This is a genomic window from Streptomyces sp. NPDC089915 (assembly GCF_040684675.1).
Taxonomy (GTDB): Bacteria; Actinomycetota; Actinomycetes; order Streptomycetales; family Streptomycetaceae; genus Streptomyces.
Map to the genome: position 1 here is coordinate 49,142 of NZ_JBFBGN010000007.1, position 18,325 is coordinate 67,466.

The 18,325-nt window shown below is 73.4% G+C and carries 14 protein-coding genes, 1 tRNA gene and 1 pseudogene; 11 read left to right on the top strand and 5 right to left on the bottom strand.

Annotated elements, in window-relative coordinates; translation table 11 throughout:
- Positions 1-60: 60 nt before the first annotated feature.
- Positions 61-801 (bottom strand): GPP34 family phosphoprotein, encoded by a 741-nt coding sequence (locus AB0O29_RS04020; RefSeq protein WP_079427798.1) that lies wholly within the window; start codon positions 799-801, stop codon positions 61-63.
- 279 nt (positions 802-1,080) lie between these two features.
- On the opposite strand from AB0O29_RS04020, the gene AB0O29_RS04025 reads away from it, so the two are divergent.
- The 4 genes from AB0O29_RS04025 to AB0O29_RS04040 all read left to right on the top strand — a co-directional run bounded on the left by AB0O29_RS04025 (position 1,081) and on the right by AB0O29_RS04040 (position 6,932).
- Positions 1,081-3,924 carry a hypothetical protein gene (locus AB0O29_RS04025; protein WP_365145671.1) on the top strand — a complete coding sequence of 948 codons (2,844 nt, stop codon included), beginning with the start codon at positions 1,081-1,083 and terminating at the stop codon, positions 3,922-3,924.
- Positions 3,925-4,122: 198 nt separating this feature from the next.
- Entirely contained in the window at positions 4,123-5,865 is a 1,743-nt protein-coding gene (locus tag AB0O29_RS04030; RefSeq protein ID WP_365145807.1) for an MFS transporter, read from the top strand.
- 109 nt (positions 5,866-5,974) lie between these two features.
- Positions 5,975-6,196 (top strand): hypothetical protein, encoded by a 222-nt coding sequence (locus tag AB0O29_RS04035; protein WP_365145674.1) that lies wholly within the window; start codon positions 5,975-5,977, stop codon positions 6,194-6,196.
- Between the two features lie 118 nt (positions 6,197-6,314).
- On the top strand, positions 6,315-6,932 hold the full coding sequence (locus tag AB0O29_RS04040; RefSeq protein ID WP_365145677.1) for a sortase: 618 nt from the start codon (positions 6,315-6,317) through the stop codon (positions 6,930-6,932).
- Positions 6,933-6,987: 55 nt separating this feature from the next.
- On the opposite strand, the gene AB0O29_RS04045 is transcribed toward AB0O29_RS04040, so the two are convergent.
- The 3 genes from AB0O29_RS04045 to AB0O29_RS04055 form a co-directional block, all read right to left on the bottom strand.
- A tRNA-Arg gene (locus AB0O29_RS04045) sits at positions 6,988-7,060 on the bottom strand.
- 127 nt (positions 7,061-7,187) lie between these two features.
- A complete protein-coding gene (locus AB0O29_RS04050) occupies positions 7,188-7,676 on the bottom strand; it encodes a RidA family protein (protein ID WP_365145680.1) in 489 nt (162 codons plus the stop codon).
- Between the two features lie 39 nt (positions 7,677-7,715).
- Positions 7,716-8,996: a M6 family metalloprotease domain-containing protein gene (locus AB0O29_RS04055; protein WP_365145683.1), complete on the bottom strand. Its 1,281-nt coding sequence runs from the start codon at positions 8,994-8,996 to the stop codon at positions 7,716-7,718.
- A 308-nt stretch (positions 8,997-9,304) separates the two neighbouring features.
- Between AB0O29_RS04055 and AB0O29_RS04060 the strand changes: the two genes are divergently transcribed.
- The 4 genes and pseudogenes from AB0O29_RS04060 (at position 9,305) to AB0O29_RS04075 (ending at position 13,693) form a co-directional block, all read left to right on the top strand.
- A complete protein-coding gene (locus AB0O29_RS04060) occupies positions 9,305-9,967 on the top strand; it encodes a TetR/AcrR family transcriptional regulator (protein WP_365145686.1) in 663 nt (220 codons plus the stop codon).
- Positions 9,968-10,061: 94 nt separating this feature from the next.
- Positions 10,062-11,612, top strand: a complete 1,551-nt coding sequence (locus tag AB0O29_RS04065) for an MFS transporter (RefSeq protein ID WP_365145689.1) — start codon at positions 10,062-10,064, stop codon at positions 11,610-11,612.
- Positions 11,613-11,784: 172 nt separating this feature from the next.
- Positions 11,785-12,308: pseudogene (locus AB0O29_RS04070) on the top strand (class III extradiol ring-cleavage dioxygenase).
- Positions 12,309-12,715: 407 nt separating this feature from the next.
- Positions 12,716-13,693, top strand: a complete 978-nt coding sequence (locus AB0O29_RS04075) for a sigma-70 family RNA polymerase sigma factor (RefSeq protein WP_365145692.1) — start codon at positions 12,716-12,718, stop codon at positions 13,691-13,693.
- A 209-nt stretch (positions 13,694-13,902) separates the two neighbouring features.
- On the opposite strand, the gene AB0O29_RS04080 is transcribed toward AB0O29_RS04075, so the two are convergent.
- On the bottom strand, positions 13,903-14,865 hold the full coding sequence (locus AB0O29_RS04080; protein WP_365145695.1) for a YafY family protein: 963 nt from the start codon (positions 14,863-14,865) through the stop codon (positions 13,903-13,905).
- A gap of 62 nt (positions 14,866-14,927) precedes the next feature.
- Here AB0O29_RS04080 and AB0O29_RS04085 point away from each other — a divergent pair, with 62 nt between their 5' ends.
- The 3 genes from AB0O29_RS04085 to pfkB all read left to right on the top strand — a co-directional run bounded on the left by AB0O29_RS04085 (position 14,928) and on the right by pfkB (position 18,306).
- Positions 14,928-16,475, top strand: coding sequence for an MFS transporter (locus tag AB0O29_RS04085; RefSeq protein WP_365145698.1), 1,548 nt, complete (start codon positions 14,928-14,930; stop codon positions 16,473-16,475).
- A gap of 134 nt (positions 16,476-16,609) precedes the next feature.
- The gene (locus AB0O29_RS04090; RefSeq protein ID WP_365145700.1) at positions 16,610-17,371 is read left to right on the top strand and encodes a DeoR/GlpR family DNA-binding transcription regulator; all 762 of its coding nucleotides are present in this window, start codon (positions 16,610-16,612) and stop codon (positions 17,369-17,371) included.
- A complete protein-coding gene (pfkB, locus tag AB0O29_RS04095; protein ID WP_365145703.1) occupies positions 17,368-18,306 on the top strand; it encodes a 1-phosphofructokinase in 939 nt (312 codons plus the stop codon). The genes AB0O29_RS04090 and pfkB overlap by 4 nt, the downstream gene beginning before the upstream one ends.
- The last annotated feature ends 19 nt before the right edge of the window (positions 18,307-18,325 follow it).

Here is an 18,325-nt window from a genome sequence, read left to right on the forward strand (position 1 = left end):
CGGAGTGTGGATCGGTGACCCGCTGGTGGACCAAGGGGTGTCGCGGGTCGGGGTCGTGCGTCAGTGCGCGGCCGCGCGGGCCATCGCACCCGTCCGGCGCGGCTGGAGCGGCACGCCGCCCGCCGTCGCCCTCGCGGCCGGCTGCGGAGCCGGTGCGCGGTCGCGGCGCGGCTGCGCCGCCACGCCGTTCTGGACGTCCATGACGGCGTGCGCCACGAGACCGCCCATCGGGTCGTGCCGGATCAGGTCCCGCAGCCGGGACCTGGACGAGCGCCCCTCGTTGCCGGGGTACAGGTGCTTGCCGAGTCCGACCGCGTGGGCCAGTGCGGCGAGCGCCGCGGTCCGCGGGTCCGGCGGTACGCCGGTGCGGATCGCACTGTCGAGCCGGGCACGGATCTCCCGGCTGATCGCCGTGTCGGTCGCCTGGTAGCGAGTCGTCGGCAGCACCCCGCACATCTGTCCCGCGACGGCATGGACCATGCCGCAGCGCTCCAGGTGAGCGAGGTAGATCTGGCGGAGCCCCAGCCGGGGTCCGCCGATCCAGTGGACCGCCCGTACCGGGCTGCCGCGCCTGCGCAGCAGTTCCAGTGCGGAGTCCAAAGTCGGATCTCCTGTCGGCCGTGGCATCACCACGGCGATACGATCCCCATCAGGGGCTATCCGTCCTGCCAGAGCCAGCTCCACTAGCTGTGCCCCGGCCAGGCCGAGGTCGAGCGACTGCGGCTGCGCCGTGGTACCCGTGGCCGGGTCCAGGGCGAGCAGCAAAAGCTCCTCTGGAATTGTTCTGCGGCTCCTGCCCATCCATGCCTCCCCGCGTGGATGAGTGACAGGGTGACGCCTCTCACATTCATCTGTCGAGAGCGCCTGGACGCTTTGTGGGGGAACCAGTAGCTATGTCGTTCTCGTCTAGCACGTGGGCGAGGACCCCGAGACGGGACACTGTTAGACGGTTCGGACAGTAGACCGGACGGCGATCGAGGAGGAACGGTGGCGGGCGAGTCCCCCGACAAGTCGGTTAGTGAAGGAGCGTCGGGGGCGGCGAAGTCCTCAGGGGCCGGGGAACAGGACCCGAGGATCTCGGTGTTCCAGCCGCGCGTCCCCCTGAAGGACGCCGTACCGGCCCGGCCGGTTTCCGGCGGCGCCGAGGACGACGCCCCGGGCCGCGACGCGGCCACATCCCCGGACCCCGCAGCGGCCGCGGCCGAGGACCGGGATCCGGGCGAGGCCCCGGGCCGGGGCACGGACGCGGGCTCCGGCGCGGGTTCGGGTGCGGGCACCGGTTCGGGCCGGGATTCCGGTTCGGGCGCGGGCCGGGGTTCGGACGGGGCTTCCGGCGCGGGTGCCGATCGGGCGTCCGCGCGGGCTTCGGACGCCCCGGCGGGCGGGCGGCCGGGTTCGGACGAGGACGGCGACACCGCCGAGCGGTCCCCCGGTCGGGTGGACCCGGCGGCGTCAGCGGCGCGGTCCGGGGTGGTCCGTCAGGGTTCCGTTTCCGAGCGTTCCGAGAAGGCCGACGAGACCTCCGGCCCGGCCGGTGGGGCAGCCGGCTCCGAGCGCACCGCCGTCTTCCGCACCGTCAGGCCCGACGCCGGCCGGTCCCCCGAAGCCAAGCCGGATTCCGGTTCTGGTTCCGGCTCCGGTTCCGCCGGGGGCACGCGCACCACCGCCTTCGGGGTCGTCACCTCTGACCCCGCCCCGGACTCCGCTTCGGGCGGTGACGACCAGGGCTCCGCGAAGTCCCCGGCCGGCTCCGAGCGCACGGCCGTCTTCCGCACCGTCAAGCCGGGTTCCGCCCCGGCGGACTCCGCGAAGGCCGCCGACGAGGACCGTCCGGCGGACCCCGAGGCGGGTTCCGGTTCCGGCGGCCGGCGGACCACCGCGTTCGGCGTCGCCCCCTCCGACCCCGCTCCGAAGGACGAGGACGCCGAGCCCGGGAAGCCCGCCGCGCGGGACCCGCGCGGCGCCGAGCCGTCCGAGCGCACCGCCGTCTTCCGCACCGTCAGGCCCGGCTCCGCCCCGGCGGACGCGGGGAAGAAGGTTCCTGCCGAGTCCGAGCGGGACTCCGCCACGCCCTCGGCCGAGTCCGAGCGCACGGCCGTCTTCCGCGCCGTGAAGCCCGGCTCCGCCCCGGCGGACGCCGACGCCCCCGCTCCCGCCGCACGCGACCCGCGTACGGCCGGGCCGTCCGGCCCCGACACGGCCAAGAAGGCCCCGGCCGACGCCTCCGGCAGGCCCGGCCAGGCCCCGGCCGACGCCGACGAGAAGGCCCCGGCCGCCCCCGCCGACGAGCGCACCGCCGTTTTCCGGAAGGTCAAGCCCGGTCCGGACGCCGCGGACGGTGACGGGAAGCCGGCCGGGGACTCCGAGCGGACCGCCGTGTTCCGTGCCGTCAAGCCGGGTTCCGGTTCCGCCCCGGCCGCGCCCGGGAAGCCCGCGGACGCCGACGCCGACGCCGACGGGAAGCCCGGCGCGCCGAAGGCCGCCCCCGCCCCCGAGGCCCGCGTCAGCAAGTTCGTCCCGCTGCGCCCCGACGACCAGCCGGCCCCGCCGAAGCCCGCCGCCCCCAAGCCCGACCCGGCCGCCGCCCCCACCGTGCGGCGGCTGGACCCCAGCGAGCGCACCACCCAGCAGCCGCTGCCGCCCAGGCCGCCGCTCGACATGCTGGCGGACCTCACCAACAACCCGCCCCCGCCGCCCAGCCCGATGCGGACGGTCGTCCGGCGGGTCAAGATCTACGCGCCGATCGTGGCGCTGCTGCTCGTCGTGCTGGCCGTCGTGCAGCTGGTCCGCCCGCTGCCCGCGCCCAAGCTGGTGCTGACCGCGAAGTCCCAGTACACCTTCCCCGGCGGAGCCCCCGACCTGCCCTGGCCCAGCGAGGGCCAGGCCTCGATGGCGGCCGCCGGCCTCGGCACGATCGGCTCGTCCGGCGAGCAGAAGCCCGTGCCGATCGCCAGTGTCACCAAGTCGATGACGGCGTACATCATCATGCGCGACCACCCCTTCAAGAAGGGTGAGAAGGGCGCGATGATCGACGTCGACAAGACCGCCGAGACCGAGGGCCAGAAGGACAAGTCCGACAACGAGTCCACCCTCAACACGGTCAAGGAGGGCGACAAGATCTCCGAGTACGACGCGATCGCCGCCCTCATGATCCCGTCGGCCAACAACATCGCGCGGCTGCTGGCCCGCTGGGACGCCGGCTCCCAGGAGGCGTTCGTCAAGAAGATGAACGACACCGCCAAGCAGCTCGGCATGACGAACACCACCTACACCGACCCCTCGGGCCTCGACGCGACCACCGTCAGCACCGCCGAGGACCAGGTGAAGCTGGGTCTCAAGATCGTCGAGATCGACGCGATGGTGGACATCACCCGCAAGCCCTCCTGGACCGACCAGACCGGCAAGAACTGGCCGAACTGGAACCGCCTGGTCCCGTACAACGAGTCCCTCGGCATCAAGACCGGTACGACGACCAAGGCCGGCGGAAACCTGCTCTTCGCCGCCTACAAGAAGGTCGGCGACACCAACCAGCTGATCGTCGGAGCCGTCCTCGGCCAGCACAAGCCGCCGATCATCGACACGGTCATCGCCGCGAGCAAGAACCTGCTCGTCGCCACCCAGAAGTCCCTGGACGGCGCGCCCGTCGTCAAGAAGGGCGATGTCGTCGGGTACGTGGACGACGGGGTCGGCGGCCGGACCAAGGTCGTCGCCACCGCCGACGTGCAGGCCGTCGGCTGGTCCTCGCTGACCGTGGACATCAAGCTCGGCGACGGCGGGACCAAGATCCCCGAGACGGCGAAGGCCGGTACGGCGGTCGGCGTGCTGACCGTCGGCGACGGGGCCAGCCAGGTGAAGGTGCCGGTGGCGCTCCAGTCGGAGCTGGCCGCCCCGGGCATCGGCAGCAAGCTGACCCGTATCGGCTGATACGGGTCGGCGGGCGCGTGACGGCGCCCCGGGCACAACCCCGGGGCGCCGTCGTGCGTCCAGGGAGCCGGGACGGGACGCACGTGTCGTTCCGGGAAGAGAGCATCGGTCGTGACCACAGCAGAGCAGCACAAGCCCGGACCCCGGGTACCCGAACAGAGGCGGCACCCGTCCGCCGGGGACCCGGGGGGCGGCGTCCTGGGCTGGGCGCACCGCCACCCCGTGCCGGTGGCGGCCGCCGCGGCGGCCGTCCTGCACGTCGTCTGGTTCTTCTGCTTCGCCAACAGCGGCGGGGACCTGGCCGCGCAGGACGCCTGGGCGGAGTTCGTCGGCCGGCACCCGGACACGGCGTACAACCTCGCCTGGTACGGGGGGATGCACCCGGTCTCGTACAGCGTGGTGTCCCCGTACGTCATGCACGTGCTCGGCGTCCGGACCACGATGATGATCGCCGGGACCGCCTCGGCGGCCCTGCTCGCCCTGGTCCTGACCCGCTGCCGGGGCGCCGTCCGGCGCCCGCTGTGGCCCGCGCTGGCCGGGGTCCACGGGCTGTTCTGCAACGCCCTCTCGGGCCGCGTCACCTTCGGGCTCGGCACCCTCTTCGCGCTGGGGGCCGTCGCCGCCGTCTTCTGCTGGCCCCGCAAGTGGGCACAGCGGCGCTGGGCCAAGGCCGCCGTCGCCGCGCCCCTGGCCGGGCTGGCGACCGCCGCGAGCCCGGTGGCGGGGCTGTTCCTCGGGGTGATCGCGGCCGCGCTGTTCCTGAGCGGGCGGCGCCCGGGCGCGTACGCCCTGGGGCTGGCCCCGGTGGCCGTGGTCGGGCTGTCGGCCTGGCTGTTCCCGTTCTCCGGGACCCAGCCGATGAAGATCGGTTCGGCCTGGCTGCCGTTCGTCTTCGGCCTGGCCATAGCCTTCCTCGTGCCGAAGGGGTGGAAGACGGTCCGGATCTCCGGCGCCGTGTACGCCCTCGGGGTGTTCCTGACCTGGGTGATCGACTCCCAGATCGGCTCGAACGCCACCCGCATGGTCATGCTCTTCGGCGGGGCGGTCCTCCTCGCGGCCGTCCCGCACACGATCCCGCGCACCCGGCGCCGGTACGCCGTGCTGCTGGCGTTCGTCGGCATCAACGTCTGGATCACCACCAACAGCATCACCGACATCATCCGCACCACCCCGGTGGCCGCCTGGAACCGCGAGCTGGCCCCGCTGGTCGACCAGCTGCAGAAGGCCGGCGCCGACCGGGGCCGGGTCGAGGTGGTCCCGGCCAGCAGCCACCGCGAGTCCTCGGCCTTCCCCTCGTACGTCAACCTCGCGCGCGGCTGGAACCGCCAGGCCGACCTGGAGCGCAACCCGCTCTTCTACGACGACACCCTCAACGCCGAGAACTACCGGGGCTGGCTGGAGCGCTGGGCCGTGCACTACGTCGTGCTGCCCGCCGACAAGCCCGACTCGGGCGGCAAGGACGAGGCCGAGCTGCTGCGCGGCGGGCTGCCGTACCTGCGGCAGATCTGGGGCGACGAGAACTGGCGGCTCTTCCAGGTGGAGGCCCCCACGAGCCTGGTGACCGGGCCGGCGACGGTGGTCAGGGCGGGCGCCGACCAGCTGGTCCTCGACGTCTCCGCGCCCGGCCGGGTGCTGGTGCGGATCCCGCACTCGCCGTGGCTGGGGCTGGTGGACGGCGCGGGGAAGGCCGTGCAGCCGCCGCAGGAGACCCCCGCCTCGAAGGCGCGGGGCGCGGCGGGGTCCGGGACGCCGAAGGAGTACGCGAACACCGCCGGGTGCCTGTTCAAGGCGGCCCCCGACGGTGAGGGGGACGTGTGGACGGAGCTCCTGGTCCCGGCGCCGGGGGAGTACCGGATCGCGGCGAAGTACCAGCTCCCGCGCGGCACGCCCTGCCCGGAGCAGCTGGTCCGCGCCACCACGGGACCCGCGCCGAAGCCCTGACGGCGGCCGGCCGGGGATCCTTTACGTCCCATCCGGGTGCATAGCTCCGCATATCTGCATACGATCCCAGTAGTTCGATCGGACGCTTCCCGAAGGAGTTGACGACGGGATGAGCAAAGAGCAGAAGCAGGACGTGCAGGCCGCGGTCGCGAAGGCGGTGGAGCGGCTCGAACTCCAGACGCGGCGCGCACAGGGCCACGGGCCCGGCCACGGCTTCGAGGGCCCCCTCCACAGCAAGGTGAAGGGCGGCGCCCACACCAAGGCGGCCCTCAAGCGGGCCGGCACCCCGCAGGGCGACCGCATCGGCGAACGCAGCCGCGGCCTCAGCTGACGCGGACGGCCCTCCCACGCTCCCCGGGAGGGCTCTTTACAGCTCCGCGCCCCACTTTCCGGGCGACCGTTACCTTTCTTACGCAAACCCCTGATATCGCCCCCGTAGCGTCGCTCCCATGCCCCGCACCCCCCTCATCGCGACGTCCCTGGCCGTCGCGGCCGCCACCGTCACGGCCACGCTCACGGCCTGCGGCACGGCGTCCGCGACGAAGCCCGCCCCCGCCCCCGAGATCACCGGCACGTCCGCGGCCCCGCCCCCGAAGGCCGCCCCGCCGCTGGACCGCTCCAGACCCGCCGGCGTGCGCATCGCGTCGGCGGGGGTGTCGGCGACCCGCGTCCTGGACCTCACGACCGACCCCGCCACCGGCGAGCTGGACGTCCCCGACCCCGACACGGAGGCGAACACCCCGGGCTGGTGGACGGGCGGCGCCGCGCCGGGCGAGAAGGGCGCGGCCGTCCTCGTGGCCCACTACGACACGAAGCACGGCCCGGCCCTGATGAGGAACGTCGCGAAGATCGGCCTCGGCGACCTGGTCGAGGTCCCCCGCGAGGACGGCCGGACGGCGAGGTTCAAGATCCGCGAGATCGAGGACGTCCACAAGGACCGCTTCCCCACGCAGAAGGTCTACGGCCCCACGGACCGCCCGGAACTGCGCCTGCTGACCTGCGGCGGCGAGATCGAGAACGGCCACCGCGCGAACAACGTGATCCTCTACGCGGACCTGGTCGCCTGACCCCGCACACGACGAAGGCCCCCAGCCGATCCCGGCTGAGGGCCTCCCGTCCTTGTGCCCCCGGCAGGATTCGAACCTGCGACACCCGCTTTAGGAGAGCGGTGCTCTATCCCCTGAGCTACGAAGGCGGGGCCCCGTACGAGGCCCGGGACCACCGTGAAGGCGGCCCAGGCACAGCGTAGCGGATCAGGTACCGGCTGCGCGGGCCGGTTTCCCGCCGGGGCGTGGGGCCCGGGGTCGTGCCGTCCGGAACGGTCACACCCCCATCGGGGTGTGCAGTTCCACCGTGAGCTCCACCTCCACCGGGGCGTCCAGCGGCAGGACGGCCACCCCGACCGCGCTGCGGGCGTGGATGCCCGCGTCGCCGAAGGCGGTGCCCAGGAGTTCGCTCGCGCCGTTGACCACGCCCGGCTGGCCGGTGAAGTCCGGGGTGGAGGCCACGAAGCCGACCACCTTGACCACCCGTTTCACGGCGGACAGGTCGCCGGCCACCGAGGCCACGGCGGCGAGCGCGTTCAGCGCGCACTGCCGGGCCAGCTCGGCGCCCTGCTCCGGGGTGACCTCGCCGCCCACCTTGCCGGTGCGCGGCAGTGCGCCGTCCACCATGGGCAGTTGGCCGGAGGTGTGGACGTAGTGGCCGCTCACCACCGCCGGGACGTAGACGGCGACGGGCGGGGCGACCGGCGGCAGCTTCAGCCCGGCGGCCGCCAGGCGTTCCTCGGGGGTCGTGGGGGTCGTGGTCACGGGGGCGCTCCTCGCAGGGGGGGAAGGCGGGGGAGGGGGTCAGGGGCGGGTCACGCGGACCCGGAAGCCGCCGCCCGGGAGGGCGTCCACCACCGAGACGGTGATGCCGGCCTTCTCGTCGGTGAAGCTCTCGCCCGGGCGGAACGGCGCGTCCGACAGTTCGGCGTGCACGTTGGGCCGGCGCGTGCAGCCGCCGCTGCCGCTCGCGCTGTCCGAGACCGTCACCGGCCCGCGCCCGGTGTCCACGTCCGAGTCCACCTTGTAGATGAGCACCCCGGGCTTGCAGACGGCCTCGTCGTTCCCGGCCCGCGTGCGGACCTCGATCGCGTAGCCGGCGCTCTCCGAGAGGGGGACGAAGGCCAGCTTCATGCCGCCCCCCTCCGCGGCCAGCGGGGTCAGCAGGTGCTCGCTGACGCCCGGCTTGGAGGCGCAGCTGATCTGGGACGCGTCGAGCCAGCCCAGCTTCCACTTGTGCCAGCCGAGGAGGTCGTTGTTGGCGCCCCAGTCCTCGCTCATGATGTCCCAGTGGCCGACGGTGCCGCCCCCGTCGGAGGTGTAGAGGTCGGGCAGTCCGAAGACGTGCCCGTTCTCGTGCGGCAGCACCCGGTAGCCGGTCTCCCGGTAGGAGCCCGAGCCGTCGTCCTGCCGGCTGTAGACGAAGGACGTGTTCGCGAGCGGCACCCCGTCGGCCATGGGGGCCTCCCCGTTGCCGGAGAAGGTGACCGACAGGACGGTGTCGAGGGCGGACGGTCCGGCGTTCGGGGTGACCAGGATGTTGATCAGGTCGTAGCGGCTGAAGTCCACCTCGGCGTCGGCGGCCCGCGCGATGTGCTCGACGAGCTGCCGGTAGCCCGGCTCGTAGGGGGAGCCGCGCTCGATCCCGTAGGACGCGAAGGGCATCGGCATCCGCAGCCAGTTCCGTATCGGGGCCTCGGCCCGGTAGGTGAGCCGGCCGTAGGAGCTGGTGCGGAACCAGTCGGAGGTCTGGGGGAAGAACTCCGCCAGCCGGTCCATCGCCGAGCCCTCGCCCTTGGCGTCGGGGAAGTCGATCATCAGGTTGAGGGCGCGGACCTCGCCCGTCGAGCGGGAGTACCCCGGCGCGGTGGGCAGGCCCTCCGAGAGCTGGACCCCCATGGTCGCGGAGATCCGGCAGGGCGCCAGGACGGATTCGGCGGTGGAGGCCTTGGGGCCGGAGGTGGTGTGGCCGCGGCCGTGGATCCCGCCGCTGGCGGTGGCGGTGACGCCCAGGGCCAGTGCGGTGAGGCCGATGAACGCGCCGGTGCGGCAGGGTCTGCGTATCCGGTGGCGGGTCTGCGGCATGGAGATCGCCTTCGGGTGCGCGGCAGCCGGCCGGGTCCGGACTGCTCTCTGTGGGCTCACCCTCCGTCGGCTGCGACACGCCCGCGCGTCGAAAGCGGCCAAACGGGACGAAAGCCCAGGATTCGGGTGTGACGCGGGTCACACGGGAGAGTGAAATAACCGGGGACCGGTTCCCCGTTTACACAAGGGTCCGCACAAGCGGGGATTCGCTCCCCGCTTAGTTGCCCACCAGCTAGTTGCCCACCAGTCGCCCGCCGCCGGCCCTCCGGCGCCGGTCCGTACGAGTTCCAGCCCCAGGGAGGCCCGGAATGCAGAGCGCCACCGCCACGGCGGCCGTCACGGCCACCCGGGTGCCCAAGCCGCGCGCCGACGCCGTGCGCAACCGGGAGCGGATCCTCGGGGCGGCCCGAGAGATCTTCGTGGAGTTCGGCGCCGACGCCCCCCTCGACGAGATCGCCCGCCGGGCCGGCATCGGCAACGCCACCCTGTACCGGCACTTCCCCGACCGGGCCGACCTCGTCCACCACGTGGTGCTCTACGTGATGGACCGGGTCACCGCCCAGGCCGAGGACGCCCTCGCCGAGGAGCCGGACGCCTTCGCGGCGCTGTGCCGCTTCACGCACGCCGCCGCCGACGAGCGGATCGGCGCCCTGTGCCCGATGCTCCAGGACGGCTTCGACCACGACCACCCCGAACTCCTCGCCGCGCGCGACGCGCTGGGGGCGGCCGTGGACACCCTGGTCGCCGCCGGGCAGGGCGCGGGGCTGCTGCGCGCCGACATCGCCGCCGGTGACCTGATGCTCGCCCTGTCCCAGCTCGCCCGTCCCCTCCCCGGGACGGAGTGCGCGACGGTGGGCGGCTTCGTCCACCGCCACCTCCAGCTCTTCCTCGACGGGCTGCGGGCCCCGGCCCGCTCCCAACTGCCCGGTACCGCCGTCACGTTGCAGGACCTCCGGCGGAAAACCGTGTGACGCGGCGCCCCGCCTTCAGTAGCCTCGAAAACCGCCACTTTTCCTTTTAATTCATCCCTTTTCAGTCATTCCGTACAGTGAAGTGGGTACCCCCATGTCCAAAACAGCCGCGACCGCCCCACCGGCGGCTGCCGCCGCCGACCCCAGCCGCTGGAAGGCCCTGGTCTTCATCGCGCTGGCGCAGCTGATGGTCGTCCTCGACGCGACCATCGTGAACATCGCCCTGCCCTCCGCGCAGACCGACCTCGGCATCTCCGACGGCAACCGCCAGTGGGTCATCACCGCGTACGCGCTGGCCTTCGGCGGACTGCTCCTCTTCGGCGGCCGCATCGCCGACAAGTGGGGCCGCAAGAACGCCTTCATCACCGGCCTCGCCGGCTTCGCCCTGGCCTCCGCGCTCGGCGGCGCCGCGAACGGCGAGGCGATGATGCTGGGCGCCCGCGCCCTCCAGGGCGCCTTCGGCGCACTGCTCGCCCCGGCCGCGCTCTCGCTGCTGGCGGTCACCTTCACCGACGCCAAGGAGCGCGCCAAGGCCTTCGGCATCTACGGTGCGATCGCGGGCGGCGGCGGCGCCGTCGGCCTGATCCTCGGCGGCTTCCTGACCGAGTACCTCAACTGGCGCTGGACGTTCTTCGTCAACATCCCCTTCGCCGTCGTCGCGGCCGCGGGCGCCTGGATGGTCATCCGCGAGCCGGCCGGCTCCCGCAACGGCGCCCGCCTCGACGTCCCCGGCGTGGTCCTCTCGACCCTGGGCCTGGTCTCGCTCGTGTACGGGTTCACCCGCGCCGAGTCGGCCGGCTGGACGGACGGGACCACTCTGGCGCTGTTCGTCGGCTCCGCCGTGCTGCTCGCCGCCTTCGTCGCCGTCGAGTCCAGGGTGAAGTCCCCGCTGCTGCCGCTGCGCGTCCTGCTGGAGCGCAACCGCGGCGGTGTCTACCTCTCGCTCGGCCTCGCCGTCATCGCGATGTTCGGCCTGTTCCTCTTCCTGACGTACTACCTCCAGGTCGTGAAGGGCTTCTCGCCCGTCAAGACCGGCTTCGCCTTCCTGCCGATGATCGCGGGCATGATCACGGGCTCCACCCAGATCGGCGCCCGCCTCATGACCCGGGTCGCGCCGCGGCTGCTGATGGGCCCGGGCTTCCTGCTCGCCGGCCTGGGCATGCTGCTGCTGACCCAGCTGGAAGTCGGCTCCTCCTACCCGGCACTGATCCTGCCGGCGCAGCTGCTGCTGGGCCTCGGCATGGGCACCGCCTTCATGCCGGCCATGTCCCTGGCCACGTACGGGGTGAACCCGGCCGACGCCGGTGTCGCCTCGGCCATGGTCAACACCTCGCAGCAGGTCGGCGGCGCGATCGGCACCGCCCTGCTGAACACCATCGCCGCCTCGGCGACCACCGCCTACCTGACCGACCACGCGGCCGAGGCCGCGGCGGGCGGCGCCGCGGGCCGGCTCGTCCAGGCGCAGGCCATGGTGGAGGGCTACTCCTCGGCGATCTGGTGGGCCGTGGGCATCCTCGCGGTCAGCGCGGCCATCGCGTTCACCCTGATCAACACGGGCCGTCCGGGCCAGGGCGGTCCGGTGGCCGGTTCCGGCGACGCGGACGGCGCGGAGGCCGAGTTCCAGGTGCCGGTGATCGCCCACTGACGGGGGCGCGGGCGTAGGGAATGACTGAAGACCCCGCTTCGTTCAAATTTGAACGAAGCGGGGTTGGTCTTTTCGGGTGAACCCGTACGCCCTCCCCGCGGACGACGTACGCCGTACGGCGGCCCGACGGCCCGAGGAGCGCCCGATGACCACACCCCCCGCCCCCGCCCGCATGCCGACGCTGTACCTCAGCCACGGCGCGCCCCCGCTCGCCGACGACCCGCTGTGGCCGTCCGAGCTCGCCGCCTGGACCACGGGGCGTACGTCCCCCTCGTCGAGATGTACCCGGAGGCCGACGTACCGGTCCTCCAGATCTCCCTGCCCACCCTGGACCCCGCCCGCCTGATGGACCTCGGCCGCAGGCTCGCCCCGCTGCGCGACGAGGGCGTCCTGATCGTCGGCAGCGGCTTCTTCACCCACAACCTGGCCGCCCTGCGGCACACCGGCCCCGGCGTACCCGGCTGGTCGGCGGAGTTCGACGCCCGGGGCCGCGAGGCCCTGGCCGCCCACGACGTCGACGCCCTGCTCGACTTCGAGTCCAAGTCCCCGGCCGGCCGCCTGGCCCACCCCCGCACGGAACACTTCGCCCCGCTCTTCGTCACCCTCGGCGCAGCCGCCGCCGACCTGGGCGCGCAGACCACACCGGTGGACGGGTTCTGGATGGGCCTGTCGAAACGGTCGGTGCAGTTCGGCTAGGCCCTCCGGTGCCGTGCCGGAGGAATATGCCCGGAACGCACCCGAACGGGTGAGCGGCAGGCAACCAGAACCCGGCGCGGGTCGTCTTGGGGGGTGGAAGTGCAGCCCGAGGGCACCGCTGGGGCGGACGCGTCGCGTGTGACGGCGGTCTCATCGGCGTCGTGGTCGCGCGACCCGCCCCGGTGTCCCCGGGATGGGTCTGACCTGCACCTCTTCGGGTTCTCGCGGCCCGCCGGAACCGCCCTGCCGGGGTGGTGGCGGGGCAGGATACTGCAAGATCCCCGAAAAGAGGGAGGCGTGTGGGAATTCTGTCCCGATTCCAGTCGTTGTTTCCCTCGGAAGCGGGCACTCGGGAGAGTGTCCGTGGACGCACCGCGACCGTTCATCGCATCGCAAGGGAGCACCGCATGGCAACCCGCGCCGTCGCCCGTCGTCAGTCCACGAGCAGCGCCCGCGCCGTGGGCGGAGAGATCGTCGACCGCGACCTGGTCGGCATGTACCTGGACGAGATCGCGCGCACGCCGCTGCTCGACGCCGCCCGGGAAGTGGAGCTCTCACAGATCATCGAGGCGGGCGTCTACGCCCGGCAGATCCTCGACGGAGAGGTCGAGCGCGGCGGGGAGACCCCGGCGCGCGAGGAGCTGGAGGCCCTGGCCGCCGAGGGGGAGCGGGCCAAGGAGGTCTTCATCCGGTCCAACCTCCGCCTCGTCGTGGCCGTCGCCCGCCGCTACCCGCGCAGCGGACTGCCGCTCCTCGACCTGATCCAGGAGGGGAACGCGGGCCTGGTCCGCGCCGTGGAGAAGTTCGACTACACCAAGGGCTTCAAATTCTCCACCTACGCGACCTGGTGGATCCGCCAGGCCATCACCCGCTCCATCGCCGACCAGTCCCGCACCATCCGCCTCCCCGTCCACCTGGTGGAGGAGCTCGGCCGCATCCGCCGGATCCAGCGCGAGTTCAACCGCGAGCACGGCCGTGACCCGGAGCACGCGGAGATCGCCGCCGAGCTGGACTCCACGGAGAAGCGCGTCGGCGACGTCCTGGACTGGGCGCGCGACCCGGTCAGCCTGAACATGTCGGTGGACGACGAGGGCGACACCCAGTTCGGCGACCTGCTGGAGGACACCGCCGCGATCTCCCCCGAGCAGTCCGTGCTCGCGCTGCTGCGCAGCGAGGAGCTGGAGGACCTGCTCGGCAAGCTGGACCAGCGCACGGCGTCGATCATCAAGATGCGCTACGGCATCGAGGACGGCCGCGAGCGGACGCTGACGGAGGTCGGCAAGCAGCACGGGCTGACCCGCGAGCGGATCCGCCAGATCGAGAAGCACGCGCTGCTGGAACTGAAGCGGATGGCCCGCGACACGGGCTTCGACGCCGTGGCCTGACCGGCCCGGCCGAAGCCCCCCGAGACGAGCCCCGGCACCCACCCCCCCCGGTGCCGGGGCTCCCCCCTGCCCGGGGCCGGCCCGGCCCACCCCGCCGGCAGGTCGCCCGGGCGCCGATCGCCCCAGCCTCCGAGGGGGCGCCCTAGACCGCCCCGCCGGCAGGTCGCCCGGCCCCCACCGGCCGATCGCCCCGCCCCCCCCGGGGGGGCCTACACCGCCACGCCCCCCGGGGACGAGGCCGCGCCGGCCAGGCGTTCGGCGAGGGTGCCCGCCGCGCGGGCGAGGAAGGCTGGGCCCCGTACCGTGAACTCCAGCCCGGTCAGCGCCATCCGGGCGGCCAGCCACTCCGGCGCGTCCCCGCTGTCGAACCGCACCCGCGACCCCGGCCCCTCCGCCACCGCCCACTCCCGCAGCCACCCCGGCAGCTCCTGCGGCGGCGCCGCGAAGGACACGTCCGCCGCGTAGGTCTCCCCGCCCCGCAGCCCGCGCCGGACGAACTCCGCCGCCTCCATCGGCAGCGGCCGCGGCGCGAACCGCGCCCCCGTCGGGAAGGGCTCGCTCACCCGGTCCACCCGGAACGTGCGCCAGTCCTCCCGCTCCAGGTCGAACGCCACCAGGTACCAGCGGCTGCCCGTGCTGACGAGCCGGTACGGCTCCACCAGCCGCCGCGAGTCCACCCCGTCCCGCGCCCGGTACGCGAACCGCAGCCGCTCCGGCCCCGCCACCGCCGAGGCCATCGCCGTCAGCGTCCGCGGGTCCACGCTCGGCCCGTCGCCCCGGGTCACCGCGACCGTCGCGGACTGCAGCGCCCCCACCCGGCGGCGCAGCCGGGCCGGCAGCACCTGCTCCAGCTTCGCCAGGGCCCGTACGGAGGCCTCCTCGACCCCCTCGATCGCATGCCCGGCCCCCGCCCGCAGCCCCACCGCGATCGCCACCGCCTCCTCGTCGTCGAGCAGCAGCGGCGGCATCGCCGCGCCCGCGACCAGCCGGTACCCGCCGACGGCGCCCAGCGTGGCCTCCACCGGGTACCCCAGCTCCCGCAGCCGCTCGATGTCCCGCCGGATCGTCCGCGAGCTCACCCCCAGCCGCTCCGCCAGCTCACTGCCCGGCCACTCGCGCGGGGTCTGGAGCAGGGACAGCAGGGTGAGCAGCCGGGCGGGTGTGTCGTTCATCCTTCAAGATTGCCAGGGAAATAGGACACACTGTGGCCTAGATCCCGTCTAGGTTTCTCCCCATGAGCACCGAGACGCCCACAGCATCGCCCGAAAGAGAGAACGGGCCCGTACGAGAAGAAGAAGGGACCGCGGCTCCGGCGGCCGCGCCGGAGGCCTCCGCCGGCGCCCCGGCCGACCGCCTCCGCTGGCTGGCGCTGGCCATCGTGATGACCGCGTCCTTCATGGACCTGGTCGACGTCACGATCGTCAACATCGCGATACCCAGCATGCGCCAGGACTTCGGCGCCTCCACCAGCGCCATCCAGTGGATCACCGCCGGCTACGCGCTCGCCTTCGCCGCAGGCCTGATCACCGGCGGCCGTCTCGGTGACATCTACGGCCGCAAGCGCCTCTTCCTCGTCGGCGTCGCCGGCTTCACGGTCGCCTCGCTGCTCTGCGGCATCGCCCCCGACCCCTCGATGCTCGTCGCCTCCCGCCTCCTCCAGGGCGGCATGGCGGCCATGATGGTCCCGCAGGTCCTCGCGATCATCCACGTCACCTTCCCGCCGCACGAGCGCGGCAAGGTCTTCGGCATGTTCGGCGCGATCGTCGGCCTCGGCGCGGTCTCCGGACCGCTGCTCGGCGCACTGCTCACCGAGTGGAACCTCTTCGGCCTCGAATGGCGCACGATCTTCCTGATCAACCTGCCCGTCGGCATCGCCGCCGTGATCCTCGGCCGCAAGTTCATCTCCGAGTCCAAGGCCCCCAAGGCCCTGCGCCTCGACCTGGTCGGCGTCGTCCTCGCGACCCTCGCGCTGGTGCTGCTGATCTACCCGCTCACCCAGGGCCGGGAGAACGACTGGCCGCTGTGGGGCTTCATCTGCATGATCGCGTCGCCGCTCGTCTTCGCCGCGTTCATCGTCTACGAGAAGTACAAGATCAAGAAGGACGGCTCCCCGCTCGTCGAGCTCTCCCTCTTCCAGGTCAAGAGCTTCGCCGGCGGCATCACGGTCCAGCTGGCCTTCGGCCTGGCCACCGGCATCTTCTTCCTGGTCTGGACGCTCTACATGCAGATGGGCCTCGGCTGGACCCCGCTGCACGCCGGCAGCACCGGCATCCCCTTCTCCATCGCCGTCTCCGTCGCCGCCGGCCTCTCCGTCGAGAAGCTCGTCCCGCGCTTCGGCCGCAAGGTGCTCCAGGCCGGCGCGCTGACCATGGCCGCGGGCCTGCTCCTCTACATCTGGGAGTCCCAGCGCTACGGGATGGAGATCTCCTCCTGGCAGATGGCCCCCCCGCTGATCGTCATGGGCATCGGCATGGGCCTGATCGTCGCCCCGCTGAACGACACCATCCTGTCCCAGGTGCCGCGCGAGCACGCCGGTTCGGCCTCCGGCCTGATCAACACCACCGGCCAGATGGGCAACGCCCTCGGCCTCGCCCTGACCTCCGTCGTCTTCTTCGGCTCGATCGACGACGACCGGGTCCTCGGCGCGCCCTATGTCGACGCCTTCCGCGGCGCGCTGTGGTGGGTCGTGGCGGTGCTCGTCGCGATCTTCGCGGTGATGTTCGTCCTGCCGCGCAAGCAGGTCCCGATCTCGGAGCGCGAGGGCGCCGTCGAGCAGGCCTGAGCCCTCGGCGGTACCCGCACGGACATGTCCGCCCCCGTGGGCGGGCATGTCCGTTTTTCTTGGTTTCTTCCCGCTTGTGGGCGTACGGTAGGGGGAAACCCACTCGAACGGGCAGAGAGCGGAAGCGAACCCACATGTACGCACCCGAGCGCCAGCAGGAGATCCTGCGCCTCGCCCATGAGGCCGGACGGGTCGACGTGCTCTCCCTCGCCGAACGATTCCAGGTCACCGCCGAGACCGTGCGCCGCGACCTGACCGCCCTCGACCGGGCCGGCCTGCTCCGCCGGGTGCACGGCGGGGCCATCCCGGCCGGCCGCCTCGGCTTCGAACCCGACCTCACCGCACGCGAGACCACCTCCGGCGACGAGAAGGACCGCATCGCCGCCGCCGCCCTCGCCGAACTCCCCGCCGGCGGCAGCGTCATCCTCGACGCCGGCAGCACCGTCGCCCGCCTCGCCGACCGCATCCCCGTCGACACCGTGCTCACCGTGGTCACCCACGCCCTGCCCGTCGCCGCCCGGCTCGCCGGGCACCCCGGAATCGACCTCCACCTCGTCGGCGGCCGCATCCGCCACCGCACCCGGGCCGCCGTCGACGCCTGGGCGCTGCGCGCCTACGCCGAGATCCGCGCCGACGTCCTCTTCCTCGCCACCAACGGCTTCGACGCCGACGCCGGACTCACCACCCCCGACCCGGCCGAGGCCGCCGTCAAACGCGCCGCGATCGCCGCCGCCCGCCGGGTGGTGCTGCTCGCCGACTCCGCCAAGGCCGGCCAGGAGCGCTTCGCCCGCTTCGGCTCCCTCGCGGACGTGTCCCTCCTCATCACCGATACCGGGCTCGCCCCGGCCGACAGGGCCGCCGTCGAGGCCGCCGGTACGGAAGTCGTGCTCGTATGATCCTCACCGTCACCCCCAACCCCTCCCTCGACCGGACCTACGAAGTGCCCTCGCTGGGCCGGGGCGAGGTGCTCAGGGCCGCCGCCGGAGACCGGGTCGACCCCGGCGGCAAGGGGGTCAACGTCTCACGGGCCGTCGCCGCCGCCGGCGTGCGCACCACCGCCGTCCTCCCGCTCGGCGGCACCCCCGGCGCCCTGCTCGCCGAACTCCTCGGCGCCCAGGGCGTGGACGTCACCGCCGTCTCCATCGCCGGGCAGACCCGCTCGAACATCTCCCTCGCCGAACCCGACGGCACCCTGACGAAGGTCAACGCCGCCGGCCCGGAACTCTCCGCCCGCGAGGCGGCCCTGCTCCTCGACACCGTCCGCACCTGCGCCGGCGCCCCCGAATGGATCGCCTGCTGCGGCAGCCTCCCGCCCGGCCCCGGCCCCGGCTGGTACGCCGAACTCGTCGCCCGGGCCCGGGAGACGGGCGCCCGCGTCGCCGTCGACACCTCCGGCCCGGCGCTCCTCGCCGCCCTCCCGGCCCGCCCGGACCTGGTCAAGCCGAACGCCGCGGAACTGGCCGAGGCGGTCGGCCGCCCCCTGGCCACCCTCGGCGACGCCGTCAAGGCCGCGGGGGAGCTCGTCGAACGGGGCGCGGGCGCGGTCCTGGCCTCCCTCGGACGGCACGGCCAGCTCCTGGTCGACGCGGAGGGCGCCCTCCACGGCACGGCGCCGGCCGGAGCGGTCCGCAGCGACGTCGGCGCCGGCGACGCCGCCCTGGCCGGCTTCCTCACCGCCCGGGGCACCGGCCCCGCCGCCCTCGCCCGCGCCCTGGCGCACGGGGCGGCCGCCGTACGGCTCCCCGGCAGCGCGATGCCGACCCCCGCCGACCTGCGCCCGGAGGAGGTCCGGATCACCCAGGACATCCCCCTGGACCTGCCCCTGCACTGACCCCCGGCCGCCCCGCGAC

Excerpts from the sequence above, each read along its gene's own strand:
- AB0O29_RS04085 (WP_365145698.1), top strand. The coding sequence starts at position 14,928 with ATGAGCACCGAGACGCCCACAGCATCGCCCGAAAGAGAGAACGGGCCC.
- AB0O29_RS04055 (WP_365145683.1), bottom strand. The coding sequence starts at position 8,996 with ATGCCGCAGACCCGCCACCGGATACGCAGACCCTGCCGCACCGGCGCG.
- AB0O29_RS04020 (WP_079427798.1), bottom strand. The coding sequence starts at position 801 with ATGGGCAGGAGCCGCAGAACAATTCCAGAGGAGCTTTTGCTGCTCGCC.
- AB0O29_RS04035 (WP_365145674.1), top strand. The coding sequence starts at position 5,975 with ATGAGCAAAGAGCAGAAGCAGGACGTGCAGGCCGCGGTCGCGAAGGCG.
- AB0O29_RS04080 (WP_365145695.1), bottom strand. The coding sequence starts at position 14,865 with ATGAACGACACACCCGCCCGGCTGCTCACCCTGCTGTCCCTGCTCCAG.
- pfkB (WP_365145703.1), top strand. The coding sequence starts at position 17,368 with ATGATCCTCACCGTCACCCCCAACCCCTCCCTCGACCGGACCTACGAA.
- AB0O29_RS04065 (WP_365145689.1), top strand. The coding sequence starts at position 10,062 with ATGTCCAAAACAGCCGCGACCGCCCCACCGGCGGCTGCCGCCGCCGAC.
- AB0O29_RS04060 (WP_365145686.1), top strand. The coding sequence starts at position 9,305 with ATGCAGAGCGCCACCGCCACGGCGGCCGTCACGGCCACCCGGGTGCCC.
- AB0O29_RS04040 (WP_365145677.1), top strand. The coding sequence starts at position 6,315 with ATGCCCCGCACCCCCCTCATCGCGACGTCCCTGGCCGTCGCGGCCGCC.
- AB0O29_RS04075 (WP_365145692.1), top strand. The coding sequence starts at position 12,716 with ATGGCAACCCGCGCCGTCGCCCGTCGTCAGTCCACGAGCAGCGCCCGC.
- AB0O29_RS04090 (WP_365145700.1), top strand. The coding sequence starts at position 16,610 with ATGTACGCACCCGAGCGCCAGCAGGAGATCCTGCGCCTCGCCCATGAG.